Annotated in this window: 9 protein-coding genes; all 9 read left to right on the top strand. The window is 46.3% G+C overall.

Annotated elements, in window-relative coordinates; all coding sequences use genetic code 11:
* A partial coding sequence (locus GC097_RS28830; RefSeq protein WP_446686399.1) for an ABC transporter permease subunit occupies positions 1-576 on the top strand: 576 nt, incomplete at its 5' end.
* 501 nt (positions 577-1,077) lie between these two features.
* Complete coding sequence (locus tag GC097_RS28825; protein WP_171686725.1) at positions 1,078-2,079, top strand: ABC transporter substrate-binding protein; 1,002 nt, start codon at positions 1,078-1,080, stop codon at positions 2,077-2,079.
* Positions 2,080-2,232: 153 nt separating this feature from the next.
* The gene (locus GC097_RS28820; RefSeq protein ID WP_171686724.1) at positions 2,233-6,567 is read left to right on the top strand and encodes a beta-L-arabinofuranosidase domain-containing protein; all 4,335 of its coding nucleotides are present in this window, start codon (positions 2,233-2,235) and stop codon (positions 6,565-6,567) included.
* Between the two features lie 311 nt (positions 6,568-6,878).
* A complete protein-coding gene (locus GC097_RS28815; protein WP_171686723.1) occupies positions 6,879-11,999 on the top strand; it encodes a cohesin domain-containing protein in 5,121 nt (1,706 codons plus the stop codon).
* A gap of 998 nt (positions 12,000-12,997) precedes the next feature.
* Positions 12,998-13,810 (top strand): response regulator transcription factor, encoded by an 813-nt coding sequence (locus GC097_RS28810; protein ID WP_171686722.1) that lies wholly within the window; start codon positions 12,998-13,000, stop codon positions 13,808-13,810.
* A 141-nt stretch (positions 13,811-13,951) separates the two neighbouring features.
* On the top strand, positions 13,952-14,659 hold the full coding sequence (locus tag GC097_RS28805) for a hypothetical protein (protein ID WP_171686721.1): 708 nt from the start codon (positions 13,952-13,954) through the stop codon (positions 14,657-14,659).
* Positions 14,656-18,633, top strand: a complete 3,978-nt coding sequence (locus GC097_RS28800; RefSeq protein WP_171686720.1) for a beta-L-arabinofuranosidase domain-containing protein — start codon at positions 14,656-14,658, stop codon at positions 18,631-18,633. Before GC097_RS28805 ends, GC097_RS28800 begins: the two co-directional genes overlap by 4 nt.
* 23 nt (positions 18,634-18,656) lie before the next feature.
* Positions 18,657-20,150, top strand: coding sequence for a cohesin domain-containing protein (locus tag GC097_RS28795; protein WP_171686719.1), 1,494 nt, complete (start codon positions 18,657-18,659; stop codon positions 20,148-20,150).
* Between the two features lie 255 nt (positions 20,151-20,405).
* Positions 20,406-20,771 carry a DUF2512 family protein gene (locus GC097_RS28790; RefSeq protein ID WP_171686718.1) on the top strand — a complete coding sequence of 122 codons (366 nt, stop codon included), beginning with the start codon at positions 20,406-20,408 and terminating at the stop codon, positions 20,769-20,771.
* Positions 20,772-20,819: the final 48 nt, after the last annotated feature.

Genomic DNA, 20,819 nt, shown 5'->3' with positions numbered 1-20,819 from the left:
ATCAGCATCAACACGATCAAGATCGATAACGCGATGTACACGCATATCGCGCAAACCAAAATCCCACTGCCGGGCGGCAGCTTCATTTCGATTAGCGTTGTGATCGCCTTGCTTGTCGTCGCAGCGGGCATGTATATGGCCCATTACACGCGCTTCGGGCGCAATACGTATGCCATTGGGGGCAGTGAGCAGTCGACGATCCTCATGGGATTGCCGGTCGCCAGAACGAAGATTGGCGTGTATGCTTTCAGCGGCTTGTGTTCAGCATTAGCCGGCGTCGTGTTCACTTTCTACATGCTGTCGGGATACGGCTTGCATGCGATGGGGATGGAGCTGGATACGATCGCAGCCGTTGTGATTGGCGGAACGCTGTTAACCGGAGGCGTAGGCTATATCGCCGGCACGTTCTTCGGGGTGCTCATTCAAGGGGTCATTCAGACGATCGTCAGTTTTGAAGGAACCCTCAGTTCCTGGTGGACGAAAATTGTGATCGGCCTGCTGCTATGCCTGTTCATTTTGCTGCAAAAGGCATTAAGTGAACGAAGATGGTTCGCTAGAAGAAGCATGGAAAGATAGACTGAGGACTTTGGAGGGCAATGAATCATTGTCAGGCAAAGTCCTTTGAAGTCCTTGGAGACTCTTATCTCCGACGAAACAGGCGAGAACTCCCCCCACACGTCGCAATAAGAGTCTTCAGTCCCCAGGCACTATGCTCGGCAGGAGGATTATGGGAACTACAGGGCGTTATTTTGTAAAAATAGCCCATAGGGCGAGGGGACGGGAACTAGGGTCCGCTATTTCGCCATTCTGAACACATATCTGACTGGTTGAGGTGAAATAAGACCCTGTAGTTCCCCTCCAGCCCCCAAAATTCCGCTTAACGCCAAAATAAGGGAATGAAGTTCCCTTCGATCAGGCGGATCTCACAGCATGTCTATTGTTACTTTCGTGAAAGCGTTTTATAATACAAGAAATGGACTAGGATGGTTACTTTTGCCAATAAAGGAGACTCCCATGTTTGGTAGATCTTTCATCTCATTATTTAAAAGTAAACTATTGATTCTTCTGTTTTTAGGTATGATTTTGATTATATATACGTTTGATTCCGCTCAAAATTCCTCCAGTTCCTTTACTTCCGGCGAGGAGAAGACAGCGGTCAAAAACGTTGTGAATCTAACGTACCAAGAACCGGCACCCGTCCGCAAGATCGTATTAGGATTCTCTCAGCTGGGCTCGGAAAGCGCATGGCGGAATGCCAACACGATGTCGATCCGAGAAGCGGCGGAAGAAGCAGGCATTGAGCTGCATTTTGAAAATGCCGATCAATCACAAACCAAGCAATTCGAAGCTATTCGCTCGTTTATTAAGCAAAAAGTGGATGTCATCGCGATTGCCCCCGTCATTGAATCCGGCTGGGAACCGATTTTGAAAGAAGTGAAGCAAGCCGGCATACCGTTGATTATGCTGGACCGTTTAGCGAATGTGAGCGATCCTTCCTTATATGTGACTTACATCGGCTCTGATTTTTATGAGGAAGGCCGAAAAGCCGGCAAATATGTGATTGATAAAATGAGCAGTAAAGATAACATTGGTATCGTAGAACTTGTAGGCACAGAGGGTTCAACCCCATCCATTGCCAGGGGAAAAGGCTTCCGGGATGTCATTAAGGACCGTGCGAATTTTAAAATATTAAAAAGTGAGCCCGCCGATTTTACTTTTGAGCAGGGCAAAAAGGTGATGAAATCTTTTTTGACAAAGATGGGCGGGGAAATTCGTGTCCTTTACTCGCACAACGACGATATGGCGTTAGGGGCCATTGAGGCGATCGAGGAGTACGGGCTGCGCCCAGGCAAGGACATTATCATTATTTCCGTGGACGGAACGAACAAAGCATTTGAGAAGATGGCCCAGGGCAAAATTAACAGTGTCGTAGAATGCAACCCTTTGTTGGGGCCAAACCTTATGCAAGCTGTCAACGAGCTGATTCAAGGACGCAGCTTGCCCAAAAGGATTGTAACACCGGAAAGCGTCTTTACGGAGACGATGGCGGAAGCGGAAGTAGGGAAAAGGAAGTACTGAGGTGCAGGAAGCCGAAGGTCTGAGAAGACTTTCCGGCTTCTTCTTTTTTGCGGATAAAAACGAACTTTTATCACCAAATAATCTATTGAGAGTAGGTCTGCGATTACATAAAATGAAGGTGTGAAATTGATGAAAAGGAGGGGACAACCATTCATGAACAACCAGAATAAAATGGCAATACTCGCGTTATCCGTTGTCATGCTTTCAGGGGATCTGCTTTCCGGACAGGCTGTTTTTGCTGCTGAAACCGACACGAGGGCTCTTTTGGATGCTTCGAAAGTTTTGTCGCTTGAATTTGAGAATAATGTCATGGACAGCTCGGGGAAAGGAAACAACGGAACGATCACGGGGACCAATTATTCCTATGTCGCCGGTGTTAACGGAGGCAAGGCTTTAAAGCTAAGCGGAAACACGTTTGTTAACCTTGGTAAAAGCGGTACGCTACAGCCGTCGGATTTAACCGTTTCCTTTTGGTTTAAGCCCAATGAAAAGATGACCGGCGAACAGATGCTGATGTGGAACAAAACCGCCTGGTATAGCAACGGCTGGTATTTAGGATCGGAAAACGACAGCAAACCGCTGGCTCTGTCGATAGGCTCGTCAGATGCCAATAAGCAGCCGTATAAGGTTAGTGTCAGTGGTTCGCGAGCGGACTTTTTCCCATTGGATACGTGGACTCATGTGGCGATTACGTATGACAACGCTACGAAAAAGGTCAATGTTTACCGAAACGGCATTAAGCAAAGCACGAATATTGATTACGGCATCGGGACGGATGGTGCGGACGGAATCATTAGATCCGACGAAACGACGCAGAAATCGCTCGGGTATAATGGACCTAATTATAATGGCTCTTACGGCAAATTCGCGATCGATGATTATGAGATATATAAAACGGCTGCAAGATATGAGGACATTATTTCATTATTTGAGGAACAGTCAGGTACTGCTTTCGACTACGAACAAGTGGCGAGATCCGATGCGGATGCGATTACGCTGCCTGCGAAAACATTGGGCAACCTATCCCTTCCTCTTGTAGGAAAGTCGGAAGCATCCACCATAACGTGGAAATCCGACAATGAGGCAATCATTGATAAGCTCGGACATGTCCAAAGGCCGAAAGCCGGTGAGAATGACGCCTCCGTTGCATTAACGGCAGAGGTTACCTTTAGCTCCAAAAAAGTGACAAAACAGTTTAACGTCATTGTGCCTGCCATCAAAGGAACGGATTCATTGCAGAATGTGCCTATGGCAAATGTTGCTTTAACGGATGACTACTATACAAATGCATTCAATAAAGATGTCAATTATTTATTATCTTTGGAAGCAGACCGGTTGCTGAGTGCGTTTCGTACGACAAGCGGGCTGAAAGCGAAGGCTGCGGTTTATGACGGTTGGGAAAATACGGAGATTCGAGGTCATACCTTAGGTCATTATTTATCAGCCATTTCTATGGCTTATGTCAATGCTACGGGCGAGGACAAAGTTCGCTTAAAAGCGCGGGTCGATTATATTATCGATGAATTGGCTGCCTGTCAGGATGCCAATGGAAACGGTTACGTTTCGGCATTTCCGACTTCTTTCCTGGACCGGGTTGAAAATGGGCAGGCCGTATGGGTTCCATGGTATACCATCCACAAAATTTTAGCCGGATTGGTTACGGCTGCCGAGTATGGCGATAATCCGAAAGCTATCCAAGTCGCTGAAAAGTTTGGCGAGTACATCTACGGCCGCACATCCAAGTGGACGGAAGCCATGAAAACCAAAGTGCTTAAAGTGGAATACGGCGGTATGAACGACAGTCTCTATGATATTTACGGCCTTACAGGAAATGACCATATGAAGAAAGCAGCAGAAAAGTTCGATGAGCTGAGTTTGTTTGACTCCTTTTATAATAATGTGGATGTTTTGGATGGCAAGCACGCGAATACGACGATCCCCAAAGTCATCGGTGCTCTAAAGCGTTATTCCGTTATGGAAGAGGGAGAAAGCGAAGAATATTACTTGCAAGTCGCTGAAAATTTCTGGGAGATGGTCGTCAAACATCATTCCTATCTGACAGGCGGAAATAGCGAGAATGAACATTTCGGTCCTTCGGATGTTTTGGATGCGGAGCGCACGAATGTCAACAACGAAACCTGTAATGTGTATAACATGCTGAAGCTTTCAAGAGAGCTGTTTAAGATTACAAAGGATAAAAAGTATGCCGATTATTATGAGAACGCTTTTACAAATGCGATCATGGCATCCCAGAATCCGGAAACCGGCATGGCGATGTACTTCCAACCGATGGATACGGGTTACTTTAAAGTGTTCAGCAGTGAGTTTTTTCATTTCTGGTGCTGTACGGGAACGGGGATGGAGAATTTCTCTAAACTGAATGACAGTATTTATTTCACTGACAAAAACAGCGTGTACGTGAATATGTACATATCCTCAGACATTAAATTGCCGGACAAAAACATGACGATCACCCAGGTGTCTAACCTTCCGAATACGGGTGTTGGCGATACTGCAAACGGACAAGTGAACTTCACCATTCATACGACTGGCGCAGCGAATACGGCCCTTCGTTTTAGAATTCCAGATTGGGCGAAGACGAATCCGGTGGTTAAGTTGAATGGGGCGACGGTTGCTAACTATTCAGTTGATAACGGTTACATCCTATTGCAGCAAGAGTGGACAGATGGAACGACCCTTTCTTTGGACTTCCCGATGGAAGTCGTTCTGTACGATCTTCCTGACGCGAAAGATACGGTTGCTTTCAAATACGGTCCGGTTGTGTTAAGTGCTGGCCTTGGGACTAACAATATGACGACCAGCACCCACGGTGTTAATGTATTGAAGCCAAACAAAGATACGTCGGCCAAAGATTTTATCACCATTACAAGCGGAGATATCCATACATGGAAACAAAATGTCACACAAAATCTGGTTAAGACACCAGGCAAGCTTGAATTTACGTTAAAAGGGACAGATGCTGACGAAGGCGTTCTTACGTTCACGCCGCACTTTGAAAGATATAAGGACCGGTACGGTATTTACTTCGATTTGATTACGGCTGACTCCGAAAGCTACCAGAAATCGCTGCTTTCGGCGAAAGAAGCAGGCAGAGCGGAAGCCTCCAGCGTAAGCTTCGTCATCGTGGCTAACGATCAATACGAGCTGGCGGCAAACCGTCAGACCGTCAATTCCACCGTCGGCATTTATAACGGCAAATCATACCGGGATGCAACGGCTGGCGGATGGTTCAGCTATGATATGGAAGTTAAACCCGGTGTTGCCAACTATCTTTTTAGCACATACTATAGCGGCGATGTTGGCAGAAAATTCGATATTTACGTAGATAACACGAAGCTTGTATCTGAGGCGATCGAAAATAAAAATCCGGGCAATTTCTATAACCAAACCCGGCAAATTACGCAATCGCTCGTGGAGAACAGCCGCACGAAAATCGTGCAAGAAGCAGATGGGAACGGGAATCCGGTATCAAGAACCGTTCATTATGTGACAGTCAAATATGCAAGCTCAGGAGGTTTGGTAGGCGGATTATTCGATATTTTCCGTGTCATCACAGATTATAAAACGAATCCGAACTTAAAGAGCTTGGCTTTTGATAAAGGAGTGTTATCCCAGTCTTTCGATCCTCAAGTAACCGATTATACGCTCACAGTGCCTTCAACAGCGACTACGGTTGCAATGACGGCTGCGCCAAACGACGAATACGGTTTGATCTATGCCGGCAATATTCTGATCAATGACAAATCGGAGCGCTCGATTGCCTTGACAGGAGAGACGACGGAGCTAGTGCTGACGTCCAAAGCGGAAGATCACGCCACTTCCAAAACGTATACCGTTCATATCGTGAAAAAAGATGTGGCTCCGGTAATCCAATTGCAGTTAACAGGGCCGGCAAGTCTTGTTCCCAATCAGGTCTTTGATGTGACAGTTGGCATAAACACGGTTTCACAAAGCGTTTATGCGCACGACTTTACGTTTAACTATGATCCTGCCCAGGTTGAATTTGTTTCAGCGGAGTCTCTTAGAACAGGTCTGGTTGTCGTAGATAAATCTGCTGTATCGGGACAATTGCGCATCCTTACCGTTGATTTGCACACATCTCAAGGTAGCGCCAGTTCGGCAGAACTCTTGAAGCTGCAGTTTAAGGCGAAAGAGACGGCTCAAACCCAAACGGGCAGCTTAACGTTATCCAACGTTATTTTTGCAGATGGCACCGGTGCCGAAGCGGTCATCCCAAATCCAACGCCATACGCTTACGAAATCAAATCTCAAGTTCCTCCTCCGGTTATCGGGGATTTGAATGGAGACAATGTCGTTCGAGTCGGTGACCTGGCAATTGCAGCTTCGTATTATGGCCTAACTTCTTTAGATCCGAATTGGATTCGAGTTAAAGCGGCAGATATCAATAATGACGGTAAGATCGATATTCTGGATCTTGCGGCCATTGCGAAATTGATTTTGGGATAGGTTAAAATATTGTTCAAATTGGTTGATTTGTTTCCTTATCTATTCTTCTTTTTTGAGCTAAGATAGATCAAGACTATGAAAACGGCTCTATGCCGTTAGAAAGGAGACGCATGCAGATTTTATGAAAGCGCTTAATAGCAACTTAGAGAATTTGGGGCAGAGTTATTTCTAATCATTTTTTGGAGGTGATGCTCGCTCATTCATTTATTATAGAAAGGCAATAACAGTCTTTGGTTAACTTTTCATTATGAACTTCAGTGCAATTGAAAATAGAATAGATTTCCTTCAAATGAAAAAGGGAGTGTATAGGCATGATAAGAAGTAAAACCTTGCGAAAAAGCATCGCATATATGCTAGCATGTGTCCTAGTGATTTCCCTTTATCCAGCGATGCCGGCATCTGCTGCCGATCCGGTTTCCAAAGTGGTCACCATCGACGCCGCAGCCGCCGACACGAATCCAGCCAATACGTTTAAAGGCTATGGCGTCGTATCCGGCAACAACACCTCCCGATTATTGTTAGATTATAAGGAGGAGAACCCAACGCAGTATTGGGAGATTATGAATCAGCTATTTAGCCAAGATACCGGCGCTGGAATCAACGACATCAAGATCGAGATGGGCAATGATTCCAATACCTCATCGGGTACGGAGCCTGCTACTAAGCGCTCGGAAGATGAGATAGCTAACGTTCGTCGTGGCGCAGGCTTCGTATTCGCAGCGGATGCCAAGACGATTAATCCTCAGATCAAGGTAAGCATACTCCGTTGGACACAGCCGAATTGGGTTCAACCTTGGAGCGATGGCAATACCGATCCTTCTGTCCCTGCTACCCTTGCATCCTATGAGCGGATGTATAAGTGGTATAAAGACACCGCAATAGCGATTAAAGATGCATATGGTTATTCACTCGACTACATCAACCCGGACCGCAACGAAACCAGTACACCCAATGTAAATTTCATCAAATGGTTTGCTAATCGGATGCGCACAGACAGCAGTTTCCCCAACTACGATAAAATCAAAATTATCGCCTCTGACGAGAACACCACGTTGAATATCCCAACTAGAATGCTGGCGGACGCCGATCTCATGAAAGCCGTAGATGTTATGGCCTACCACTACAATTTAGCAACAAGCGCAGACTATCTGAAAGTAAACGAGCAAAACCAGAAGGAGGTTTGGTACAGTGAAGGCGTAGCTCCACAGACCTTGGCCAAATACCGGGCCAATTCCGACAGTGTATTTGGCGGAGTAGCCAGCGCATTGGACATTGCCGGCCGCTTCATTGCGATGTACACCCAAGGGAAGCGCACGCACTACATGTACCAACCTGCCGTAAGCTCTTTCTATAGCGGCGCTCCATACAGCTCCAAAGAAATTATTGCGGCCAGAGACCCATGGTCAGGCTACTATGCACCTGATGTTGGCATCCAAACTACGATGCATTTTACCCAGTTTGCTGCCAAAGACTGGATGTACATCCCTAATGCCAGTGCCGGTGTGATTGGAAGCCGGGGCAATAGCGAGATGGATGGCAACGTGACAGATGCCGAATATAACCGTCTTGCTTTTGTAAGTCCGGACAAGAAGGACTTTTCCGTTGTCATGGTCAATGACAGCGATCGTGTGGCATATTACCAGTTTGATGTGAAAAAGAATATTGGCAATGCGGGCAATCCCGTACAGGTATGGGAGACTCGCGGACCTGGCGCTGCACAAGCGTACGATGCCAACTGGTATAAAAAGCTCAGCAATGTTTCCGCTACGGACAACGGGGATGCTTTTACATATAAGCTTACCGTTAAACCGCATTCCATGGTCAGCTTGACCAGTACGGTCAATAACCCTAACACAGGCAATGTCCGTACTGAGTATGCACGTAAGAATAACATTCCGGCGCAATCCGTCTTGGACGTTGCGGGCAGCAGCCCCGCTATTCTTTACGAAGATGACTTTGAGTACAGCGGTTACTCTGCAGTCAACGGTTTAAGCTACTTGGAACGCCGTGGCGGTACTCCACGATATACTGCCGATCAAGGCGGGGCGTTCGAGGTGTATAGCGGCATCGGCAAAGATGGTTCCAACGGTATGAAGCAAATGATTTACGCAGCCAACAAGCCCGGTACTTGGGCCACTACGCCATTCTCCTATACCGTGTTAGGCGATGAGAGATGGGCTAATTATTCAGCATCCATCGATTTCAAAATGGATTTGGACCCTGCCCATACAGGGGAGAACTATGTCGCTGTCGGTGTTCGTCATAAACTTAACGGTACGACAGCCGATTCGGAATCTGGCTATAAATTCCGGATCTATGCCGACGGCACGTGGCGTCTAATCCGCCTGACAGCAACAGTGGCAAGCGGAACGATTGCGAACTTCGATCCCGCCAAGTGGCACACGATGTCGATTAAAGCCGCTGAAAAATTCATCACGGCTTCACTGGATGGAGAAATCGTCACCAGTTACACCGACAATGCCAGCGGATCGCCTTTGACCGGTCAGGTCATGATTCAAAGCAGTTTGCGCCAATCGGTCTTTGACAATTTGAAGGTCGAGGCCGTTAACGGCTACGTGCCTTATGTGACTGAGCGAGTGGATGATCTTGATTCCCGTATCGTGTATCATGAAGGCAGTCTCCCATGGCTTCATAACTTAGGAGGCGGTGCCGGCCGTCTGAATCGCACGATTACAAACAGCGGAACGAGCATCATGTTTGGCAGCACAACCCAGATTGAGGGTACGCTTAACAGATGGTACATGGTGAAAAATGAAGGAAACACAGCGTCATGGAGCTCTAATACCTCCAATGCCTGGGCAGGCGAAAATGGCAGCTATGCCTCCTTAACCTTTACCGGCACAGGGGTTTCGGTCTACGGTATCGGGCAAGGAACTAGCTCTGTTGTCAGAATGGATGTATATCTGGACGATTTCGGAACGGGTTACAATCACGACACGACGAAAAGAGTTGTTACGAACAAAGCATTCAGCAACGGCTCCAGCTCCCAGCTTATTTATCAAGTAAGCGGACTTGCCCCGGGCGTGCACAGGGTTAAAATTGTGAAAACCGCAGCAGCTTCCGGCAGCGGCAATTACATCTCGATTGAGAAGGCCGTCATTGCAGCTGACGCGACCACACCGACTTATTTGGAGCTGCCGTTCACTGGCACAGGCTTTAACTTGGTAGGCGATACAGGCAGCGGGACAGCTGACATTTATGTGGACAGCCGGCTTGTTGATCCGAATGTTGCGATCCCTGCCTCTACGATCAACCGTACGGACGTCTACACGTACCGCGGACTGAGCGATGGTCCTCACACGCTTAAGGTTGTAGTGAAAGACGGCAATCTGTATATTGACTCCATTGATATTTTGGGATCCGTTTATGGCACAGTTTCCAAAACAGCGCTTAGCGCTTTGACGAGCCAGCTAAGCAGTTATATCGAGGGAGATTACATGCCGGCGGAATGGACGCCGTTTGCGAATGCTTTGGCTGCGGCTCAAACGGTGCTGGCTGATACGCAAGCGACCCAGTATGCGGTCGATAGTGCCCTAAACGCGCTTCAAAGCGCAGCCAATGCATTGAAGTTGAAGAAGCAGCCGGTAACCATAACAGGCTCATATCCTGCGATCGTTGCCACCAAAGTGGGGGAGGCAGTCACAGGTCTTCCACAAAGCATTAAAGTGACGCTTGCAGACGGCACCACGGATGTGGATGCCAGCGTCAACTGGCTAAACAATGCAGCGAACCGCTTCACGGCTCCATATTCCACGGTACAGCTGACCGGTGAGATCGTTGGCGGCAAGAACCTTGTTATTAATGTTCAGGTAGAAGTTGTGCCTAGCAACCTCGTTTACTTGATTGATGCCGGTGTCCAAGGCGATACAACGCCGCCTTATGCCGCAATCAAAGCTTTGTTGGGCAACGGCTTGCTGAATGATAAAGCCGACCAACCTTCCACAAGCGATGCGGTTTGGGGGCATACACCTGTGGATGCCAATTATAAGTACAAAGCACTTGGCGGTTCTGTGGTTGCCACCGACAAAAGTCAGACCGGCGTCTACGGTTCGGATACAGTGAACCAGCCTCTGGGTTATGTTTTCCCTCTGAAAGCCGGTGATTACACGGTTACTTCCTTCCATAGGGATTGGTGGAGCAATGGCAACCGGACGATGGATTTAAGCTTGAATTATAAAGATCAAGATGGCAATCCGGTGAAGGTTCCGGTACGGACGGGTCTGATTGCCGGTTCTGACGGCGTCATGGTTACTTACGATTTCACGCTTCCAGCCGATGGTACGGTGAAATATATCGTGAATAACACTTACACCGGGAACCAGGCTGCTCTGATCTCCTACGTAGGTATAGCGAAGAGAGTAGTCCCTGTGCCGGTCGATAAATCTGCCTTGCAGATGAAAATCACTGAGGCACAAAGCTTAACGGTGTCAGACTATACAGCGGAAACTTGGTTGGCTCTTCAAAATGCATTAAGCGCTGCCATCACAGTGAATAATTCGGCAAGTGCTGTTCAGACTGAAGTGGATGCGGCGGCGGCAGCTCTGCAGACGGCAATCAGCAGTTTGCAGGCCGTACCGAAAGTTCCGAAAGCTTCCTTCACCGTACCAGACAGCGTCTATACGGGGCAAGAGTTCGATGTGACTTACGGTTTGACCGGCTTGACCGAAGCGATTTACGCACAAGATCTGAGGATCGCGTTTGATCCGGAAAAAGTGGAATACCTCTCCTCTCAAACTTTGAATCCGGGTATTCAAATTGTAAGTGAGTCAGGCATTCAAGCAAATGGCGTGCGTTTGATCGTGGCCAGCTTAGGCAGTGAGAATGCGGTGACAACTGGCGGCGATCTGATTAAGCTGCATTTCAAAGCGAAGTCGCTAACGGTCTCGACGGCAACAACGATTTCCTTAAGCGATGCAGTTATATCCAATGCTGCGGGCAAGGAAACATCGCTAACGGGAATTTCCCGCAGTGTACAAATTAGCTTTGTTGATAAGGCAGCATTGAACTTGTTAATTAACAATGCTCAAAGCAAGCATGATTCGTCAACGGAAGGAACATCTGCCGGTCAATATCCGCTAGGTTCAAAAGCTGCGCTGCAAACGGCTATTAACAGCGCTCTAGCAGTTGCCAGCAACCTGAAGGCGACTCAGGCAGAAGTCGATCAAGCGGCAGCTAATTTGAACGCAGCATTACAAACATTTGTGGGATCCGTCATTATAGGCATTCCTGGAGATGTGGACGGCAACGGTAAAGTTAGCATCGGTGACTTGGCGATTGTAGCTAAGTACTACGGTAAAACCTCGGCTGACGAGGATTGGGCGCTTGCTAAATTCGCCGATGTGAATCATGACAACGTCATCGATATCAGCGACCTTGCGGCTATTGCAAGATTGATTCTTGGCATTGAATAGTGGTCAAATGAAAAGATTTGGGAGGGTGGCAGAAATGCCTCCTTTCCAAATCTTTTTTTTTGTTTTTGGGGATTTAAGCATTAAAAATCGAATGTTCGTTGGAATTCATCCAATGAGTCTGAGTCTACTCTGGCGTAGCTCCCCTATAGAAAAGGATACATTCTTCCATTGGGTACCTCTCACTCAATCAATACTAAAGCGGCAACCCCACCAACCCCACCAACCCCACCAACTCCACCAACCCCACCAGATCCCCAAACAAATCAGATCCATCAGCCCCACCAGATCCATCGACTCTAGTTGCAGGTACGAATAGGTATAGTTTGCTTTTTTTGTGCGAAGAGGGGGCAACACTTGGGGGGAGATTGGGGAACTACAGGGCGTTATTTTGCCGAAAATAGCCCATTAACCGGTTGAACGGGAACTAGGGTCCGCTATTTCGCCATTGTAGACAGGCGATTGGGCGACTGGTGTGAAATAAGACCCTGTAGTTCCCCTCGAACTCCGAAATTCCGCCTTTCGCCCGAAATAAGGGAATGGAGTTTCCTGAATCAGCTGACGGACAGAGGCGCCCTTATTCGATGGAAAAGACCTCTTCGAACATGTAACGGACACCGGCGCTGTTACTTGCTCACATGGGGACTGATTTCGCCTCGAAATTGGAAAATAAGGACTCTGGTTTCCGTTAGCAGAAAGACACGAAGCTTTTCGCGGAGATAACGGCCGCTGTATCTGAAGCGTGATGAGACCAAGGATTCCATCACCTGCTTTAGACAAGGACCTAGCCGCAGGCTAGGTTTTTTGTGCATGTTACGGCTCGTTTCGAATGACATATTAGCAAAATTTATCCAATAAATTGAGATAACTAAATAAGTACAACATTTGATTAAATAATCACATTTTAATTCAGATATCGGCACTTTAATATAAAGGTGAAAGAAACTACCCTATTGAGATGACGGCTCTATTTTATCAAATATTGATTGGGGAGGATCTGTATGTACAACTTATTAATTGTTGATGACGAACCAAGACATAGGGATGGACTCGCAAAACTTATAGGAAAGTTAAGGCCGGAATATCATGTTTTTAAGGCGAAAAACGGGCATGATGCGCTGGCCATTATGGCAGACAACACAGTTGATATTGTTTTTAGCGACATTCACATGCCGCAGATGAACGGACTGCAGCTTATGGAGCATTTTGACAATACGGACAACCCGCCCAAACTTGTTATACTCAGTGGTTACAAGCAATTCGAGTACGCGCAAGCAGCGCTAAGATTGGGAGTTTGCGAGTATTTGCTGAAGCCGATTGATGTGAAAACGATCAATCACACGCTGGATAAAATTGAGCAATCCATTTTCAAAAGTAAAACCCATGTGATAGAAGCAGAAAACCGGTCTGCAAAGCAAAATGATACTCATCCTATGGAAGTAAATCAGGATAATCACGATGGGGAAAAAGAGAGAGCCATACAGAAATGTCTTCAATATATCGAACAAAATTATGCAGAGGATTTATTCCTAGAGTCGGTTGCCAGACATTTCAGCTTCAACACGAGTTATTTCAGCCATTACTTTAAAGTAAACACCGGAACTTCCTTTACGCAGTATTTGCTTCAAACCCGTCTTGGAAATGGAAAAGCGCTGCTGGAAGAAACGACTCTGAAAATTTATGAGATTTCGAAGTTAATTGGCTTTAAGGAAACGAGGTATTTTAACAGGGTTTTTAAGAAGGAATTCGGCGTAACACCTTTGAATTACAGACGTGTTTTTATGATTGATTCGAATATGAACATGAAACCATGAAATAAAAAGGTAGAAAGGTGCTAAATCTAAGAAATTTCCACAAACCCAAAATCTTTTGAATATAAAGATGTAAGCGCATTCGTTATACTACGAGTATTACGTGATTAGTGGTACAGGATGCCCGCACGCATGTAATGACTAATGAACCGGAGAGGAGGTCTTGCTCTCAAGAAAGGGGTAATCATTTTGACTTCTTACAAGAAAGTAAATCAACATGTTACGCTGTGGAAGGGATTATCGATTGCATCATTTTCGCTGCTGCTTCTAACTGTATTGATTGTTTTTCTAAACAAAGAGCATGACACTACAGTTGCTACCGTTAATGGTGCGAAAATTGGCAAAGATCAGCTTTATCATGCGCTTGTTGATTACGAAGGACCCAAAATACTGGAAAAGCTTATTTTAGAGGATTTAATTATGAAAGAGTCCAAGGCAGTGGGGGTGAGCGTGACCGAAAGTGAGTTTAATGAAGCATTTGATAAAGTAAGAAAAGCTTACAGCACAGAAGAAGATTTTCAAAATAACTTGTTGAAAGACGGGTATACGGAGCAATCGATGCGCACGGAACTTAGAACTCAGCTGTATATTCGCAAACTGCTTGAGCCCCGTATCCAGGTCGATGACAATGATGTCAAAGCGCATTATGCGGAACACATGGCTCATGACCCGGCTTCCAATACGAAAAATGAGTCACAAGTAATAGCGGAAATTCGCGATGAATTGGTAAATAATGAAATTCTGGAACTCATGGAACCTTGGTTTGAGGAACTTCGTTCCCGTGCCAATATTTCCATCTCATTGCCAGGGATCAAAATGATTTCCCCTAAGGAGGTAGCTAAACAGGAATGATCACTTACTCATTAAAGAGAGCTGTATCTATTGTTAATATTCTCATTATTTTTGCAGTAAATATTCTGCTCGGTTTTACGGATATCACTCCTCATGCACACGCTGTAGGAACAACGGATGGCTTGATTGCGTGGTATAAATTCGACGATGTGAACGGGACTGTGATCAAAGATGCATCGGGAAATGGAAATAATGCGACTGCTGCAGGTGAAACTTATAGCTTTTCAGATTGGGAGCAGGGTAAAGCGATCTCGCTGAGTGGCGGAACAAGCACAGCGGGTGCCAATGTCAAACTGCCGAACGGAATCTTCAATGGCGTGAAAAACTTTACCATCTCGACATGGGTGAATTTGCGCGCAACAACGAATTATACCCGTATCTTCGATTTCGGAGTCGGGAATACGACCAGCTATATGTATTTAACGCCTACCGGCAATAATGACGGAGCGAAGGGGCTTGCCTTCGGTATTACAACTAGCGGGTGGTCCAATGAACAGAAAGCGCAAAAGGGAACGGCTCTAACGACAAATGCTTGGAAACACGTGACGGTTGTGTTAAATGGAAGCACCGTAACGATTTATGAAAATGGACTAAAAGTCGGAGAAAACACTTCATTGACTTTGAATCCAACCAGTCTTGGAGCAACGACAGCTAACTATATCGGGAAAGGGCAGTTTGCCGATCCTACCATTAATGCCCTGTTTTCTGATTTCCGTATTTATAACAGAGCCCTCGATGCTTCCGAGGTTGCAGGGTTAATCAATAAGCCTGATAGCGAATTAGTGGCTGCTGACGTAGCTGCCCTTCTTGCGGGCGTAAATCTTAGAACTGTGGACACCGACTTATCGTTAATTAAGAAAGGTCCGTACGGTTCAGATATCTCATGGCAATCGAGCGCCCCAAATGTGATTAGCACAGACGGCAAAGTGACGCGTCCTGCCCCAGGTCAAACGGATGCAGCGGTTACTTTAACAGCAACCGTTACAAAGGGAAGTGCGCGTGATACCAAAGTTTTTGAGGCTGTTGTTCTCGCACAATTATCGGATTGGCAGAAACTGCAATTAGATAAGGATGCTATTAGTTTGGGGAGCACTAGCGCAGTAATCAAAAACCTGGATTTACCAACTGATGGACGCAATGGATCCAATATTACTTGGCAATCCGACAACACCAATGTAATTCGAAATGACGGCACGGTCATACGGCCGGCAGCACGCTCAGGCAATGCGACGGTTAACCTCACAGCTACGATAACGTACGGAAACGAACGGGATACGAAAACTTTCGTTGTGACGGTGTTGGAAGAACCGTTTGTGTTGACGCTCAGCTCTATTCAAGCTTTGAGTGTGGATACGGTTGTAGGCACTGCGCCTGTTTTGCCCAACACGGTTATTGCGGTCTACAACGACGAGGAAACGACTCGCCAGTTAAACGTAGTTTGGGGTAACGTGAACGCTGCGGATTATGCGGCTGAGGGGACTTTCACCGTTCAAGGGACGGTTGAAGGAACGAGCATCAAGGCCCTTGCCACGATCAAAGTGAGATCTTTAAGCTTTAGCTCAGTGTTCAATATGAGCAGCTTGCAAGGCGGTCAAACGCTTACTGCCAATATAACCGGTACGAATAAGGGGAGTGCGGCTGTATCCTCCTTGGCAACGCTCGCGCTATATGACGGCGCTGGCAAAATGGTTGATAAAACGCAAGTGAGCAAAAGCGTAACGGTTGGAAATCCCGTTAGCCTATCCGCAAGTTTAGCGTTGCCGGCTGATGTGGCAGGTTACACAGCCAAAGTATTCGTTTGGGACGGAACGGACATGCAAACGTCTCGTTTGCAGCCACTTAGCGGAGTAACCGAATTGACAAGCGTGCCAGGGATTCCAGCAGGAATAACCGCTACGCCAACTGCCGATATTCCTCAGATTGAGATTGCATGGCAATCATCGCCTGAGGCAACCAGCTATGATTTGGAGATGGATGGAACAACGATCAGCAACGTAACAAGTCCGTTCGTACATCAGGGCTTACTGTTTGGCTCCACGCATTCTTACTCTGTGAGAGCAAAAAACAGTTCGGGCGTTAGTGCTTGGAGCAAAGCCATTAGCGCACAAGTAAATGCAGCCCCAGGTACGGCAACCCGTCTTATTGAGCCGTTTAGTTTAGGCGATGTCACTTTGCAGGACAGCATTTTTACAAAGCTTAGAGATAGTGAATATTTATATCTCGATGGCTACAATATGGATAAATTGCTGTTTGCTTTCCGTGCGGCTGCCGGACTTGATACCAAAGGGGCAACCGCTATGGGAGGCTGGGATTCTGCAGCAGGCAAACTAAGAGGTCATTCTACGGGTCATTTCTTGTCTGCATTCGCTCAGGCTTATGCCAGCAGCGGCGAGGCGAAATGGAAAACGAAGATTGACTACATGATCGACGAGTTAGCGAAAGTACAGGATGCACTGGCCACTCAACCGAATGGCATGGAAAAATCAAATCTCGGCAAAAACAATCCATCCTTAGTTGGAAATAACAGTCCCGGATTTCTAAGTGCGTATGGGGAATGGCAATTCATTTTGTTAGAGAATGGTGCTGTGTACAACGGGAACGAAACAGATTTTAATACGATTTGGGCTCCTTACTATACGCTGCACAAAATTATGGCGGGCTTATTGGACTCCTATAAAGTAACTGGAAACGCCAAAGCTTTGAACATTCTTGTTAAAATGTCGGATTGGGTGGATGGTCGTTTGACCAAATTGCCGCAATCCACGCTAAACAGCATGTGGGGCAGATACATTGCCGGTGAGTTTGGCGGTATGAATGAAACCCTGGCTGAAATCAGTGCAATAACCGGCAATGCGAAATATCTGGGAACAGCAAAATTATTTGATAATTCCAAGCTGTTTACGCCAACTGCAAACAATCAAGATACGTTAAACGGCATTCATGCTAACCAGCATATTCCGCAAATTATTGGTGCTTTGAAGGTTTATGATCGAACCAATGATCCTTCTTATTATCAAGTAGCCAGCAATTTCTGGGGCATGGTTACGAAGCATCGCCAATTCAGCAACGGCGGCAGCGGTGTAGGCGAGTTGTTCAAGGAATCCGACAAAATCGCTTCGTATATTCTGGAAGGTGGCAATAGCAAAAACAGTCAAGCCGAGGATTGTGCCACATATAACATGCTCAAGTTGACAAGGGAGCTGTTCTTCCATAATCCGGATGCGAAATATATGGACTATTATGAAAGAGGTCTCTATAACGGAATCCTTGCTTCCAAGGATCAAAGCGCATCGAACAGCGGCGTTGTGTACTTTATGCCATTGGGTCCGGGCAGCACGAAGGGCTATGGCCGCACGAGCTTTACCTGCTGTGCAGGAACCGGATTGGAAAGCCAAACGAAATATCAGGATTCCATCTATTTCCGCTCCAATGATAAGAAATCATTATATGTTAACTTGTATATGCCTTCAACGTTGAATTGGACGGAAAAAGGGATATCTATCGTACAAACAACCAACTTCCCAAGTGAGGAAGGCAGCACACTTACTGTGAAGGGCAGCGGACAGTTGGATATCAAGCTTCGTGTGCCATATTGGGCTGTCAACGGCTTCACCGTCAAAGTTAACGGTGTTGCGCAAAATGTGACAGCCACACCAAGTACGTATGTCACCTTAAGCAAAGTCTGGGTTAACAACGATAAGATTGAAATCGCTATGCCTTACAGCTTGCGAATTGAAAAAACACCGGACGATCCATCGATGGGCAGCATTTTCTATGGACCACTCTTAATGGTCGGCAAAAGCACCAGCACTAAGTTTATTGACTTGACTTTGAAGGAAAGCAATCTTTCCCAATCCATTACGCCGGTAGCAGGCACACCTCTGAATTTTACAACGAACGGGGTTACGTTAGTTCCGATGTATACCGCCTATAATTTTGCCTATCACGCTTATTTCAAATTAACTCTGCAATGAGTTTTCCAGAAGGAGGGGAAAGTGTGTCAAAACGAATCGTTTCTGTTATCACGACCTTAGCTATGCTAATCTGCATGCTTGCAATCGTTCCTTTGCAGAAAGCGGCTGCAGCCGAAACATCAGATCAGATCAATCATGTTGAGATGAAGGTAGACGCAGCAACGCAAATAGTCACATTCCAAGGAGATATCAGTCTGGGCAAGGGAAAAGATGTTACGATTATGGTAACGAATCCACTTGGTCAACTGGACTATTTGAACCAAACCGTCAGCGGATCTGATGGGAAGTTTGCCTTTACGTATAAACCAAGCAGCTCCATGGAAAGTACGTACACGGTCAAAATAGGCGGCGAAGGAGTGAATCTTCCATACTCAGGAAGTTTCCAACTCTTAAATTCGGCGCCAGCGTCAGCAACATTGACAGGGCCTGCCTCGGTTGTAGGCGGTCAAGGATTAGATTTGAAACTTGGCGTCAACAATTCGCCGACTAAGTTCTCCATTTTAAATGTCGTCCTGAATTATGACCCGAATCACTTGCAATTTGAAACGGTGACGGATCATGGGCGTATCTCTTTGGCGGAAACAGCGATTAGCTCGCTGAAAGCGAACTTTAACGTGCTTGTGACAGGAGTAAAACCAGACAAGGGGCAGATTCTAATCATCATGTCCAGCATTGGAGCGGGCAATGAGGTGTCTGGCGGTGATCTTGTGACTGTACATGCGAAGGCAAAATCCGTATCCTCTTCGGTGAGCAGCAGTGTGTACTTGTCTGAGGCAGCCGTTTCCTCTGAAGGTTCTCAGATCGATTTGGCCGGAGCTTCATTGGCACTTCAGATTCAACCTTTGAATAAAGAGGCATTGAACGCTTTGATTGAAACAGCTCAGAACAAACATGATGCGGCTGTAGAGGGCACTCAGGCCGGTCAATATCCGTCCGGCTCCAAAAATGTGCTGCAGCTCGCTATTAACAACGCCAAGGCTGTAGCAACTAACGTATCGGCAACAGAAGCGGAAGTGCAGGCGGCTGTGAGCAGCTTGGATGCTGCATTGCGCACATTCATCAATTCGGTTATTACTTCCAATCCGGATCCAGCAGACAAAGCAGCGCTGAACACGGCGATTGTAAGTGCCGAAAGCAAGCTGAATGCCACGGTCACAGGAACTAAAGTCGGACAGTATGCAAGTGAATCAAAAGCCGCCTTGCAGGCAGCGATTGCGAGCGCGAAAGCGGTATACGACAATTCCTCCGCTACACAAGCCCAAGTGGATGCAGCGAAAGATGAGATGGATACGGCACTGCAAGCGTACGTAAATAGTATCATTACTCTGGTTCCAGGTGAAACGAAAATTACGATTAAAGACTTGTCCGTCATCGCTAAGTACTACGGTACGACTTCTGCAGATGCGAACTGGAGTCAAATTGAGAAAGCGGATATCTTCGGCACCGGTAAGATCGATATTCAAGTACTGGCAGCAGTGGCAAGAATGATCATTGACGACTGGCTTTTAGAAGATTAGGCTTCTCTCATTAACAGGTTTGTTCTAAAATTGTAAAATTAAGGCTGGCGACAGAGTGTTTGTCGTCAGTCTTATTTTTTATTTCGGATAATTTACAATATATCCCAGTCCCCTATTGGGGGAAGCATTACGCTGTAGTATTCTCAAATTTATGAAAAAATATATGGATGGCCCATTCATATTTCAAACGCAAAAAGGCAATGTTAAAAACAGAAGTTCATCCTTGATGAAAGAAGGCAAACAACAATGCTGCGAATGCTTGGGAAACTGTTTTTGAAGCTGCTGTTAAACGGTGTTTTTATAGTTCCTCTTTTGATGTATCTAACACAAGCCACACTGACTGAGGCGTTCTTTGCCACATATACGTTTTCACTTATGTCTTATATTGCAGTTGATCAACTGCTGTTAAGAGTCACCAACAATGGGGCTGCTACTTTAGCCGATATAGGCCTGGCTTTTGTTTTCTTTTGGCTGGTCGAAAAATACTTCTTCCATTGGTCTTTAAACTTTACGAATGTAGCGATAGTTGCATTGGTGTTTGGCATTATAGAGTTCTTTATGCATAGTTATTTTCAAAAGGACAGAGGCAGACTTGATCGGCATAGTTTTAGTGATAACTGACGTATTGCGTCTACACGAATGGGATTTGAGCTCTGGTGGTTGCCGAAG

It is taken from the genome of Paenibacillus planticolens, from assembly GCF_013141725.1.
In the GTDB taxonomy this organism is placed as follows: domain Bacteria; phylum Bacillota; class Bacilli; order Paenibacillales; family NBRC-103111; genus Paenibacillus_E; species Paenibacillus_E planticolens.
This window is presented reverse-complemented; position numbering and strand designations above follow the sequence as displayed.

Excerpts from the sequence above, each read along its gene's own strand:
- GC097_RS28825 (WP_171686725.1), top strand. The coding sequence starts at position 1,078 with ATGATTTTGATTATATATACGTTTGATTCCGCTCAAAATTCCTCCAGT.
- GC097_RS28820 (WP_171686724.1), top strand. The coding sequence starts at position 2,233 with ATGAACAACCAGAATAAAATGGCAATACTCGCGTTATCCGTTGTCATG.
- GC097_RS28815 (WP_171686723.1), top strand. The coding sequence starts at position 6,879 with ATGATAAGAAGTAAAACCTTGCGAAAAAGCATCGCATATATGCTAGCA.
- GC097_RS28810 (WP_171686722.1), top strand. The coding sequence starts at position 12,998 with ATGTACAACTTATTAATTGTTGATGACGAACCAAGACATAGGGATGGA.
- GC097_RS28805 (WP_171686721.1), top strand. The coding sequence starts at position 13,952 with ATGAACCGGAGAGGAGGTCTTGCTCTCAAGAAAGGGGTAATCATTTTG.
- GC097_RS28800 (WP_171686720.1), top strand. The coding sequence starts at position 14,656 with ATGATCACTTACTCATTAAAGAGAGCTGTATCTATTGTTAATATTCTC.
- GC097_RS28790 (WP_171686718.1), top strand. The coding sequence starts at position 20,406 with ATGCTTGGGAAACTGTTTTTGAAGCTGCTGTTAAACGGTGTTTTTATA.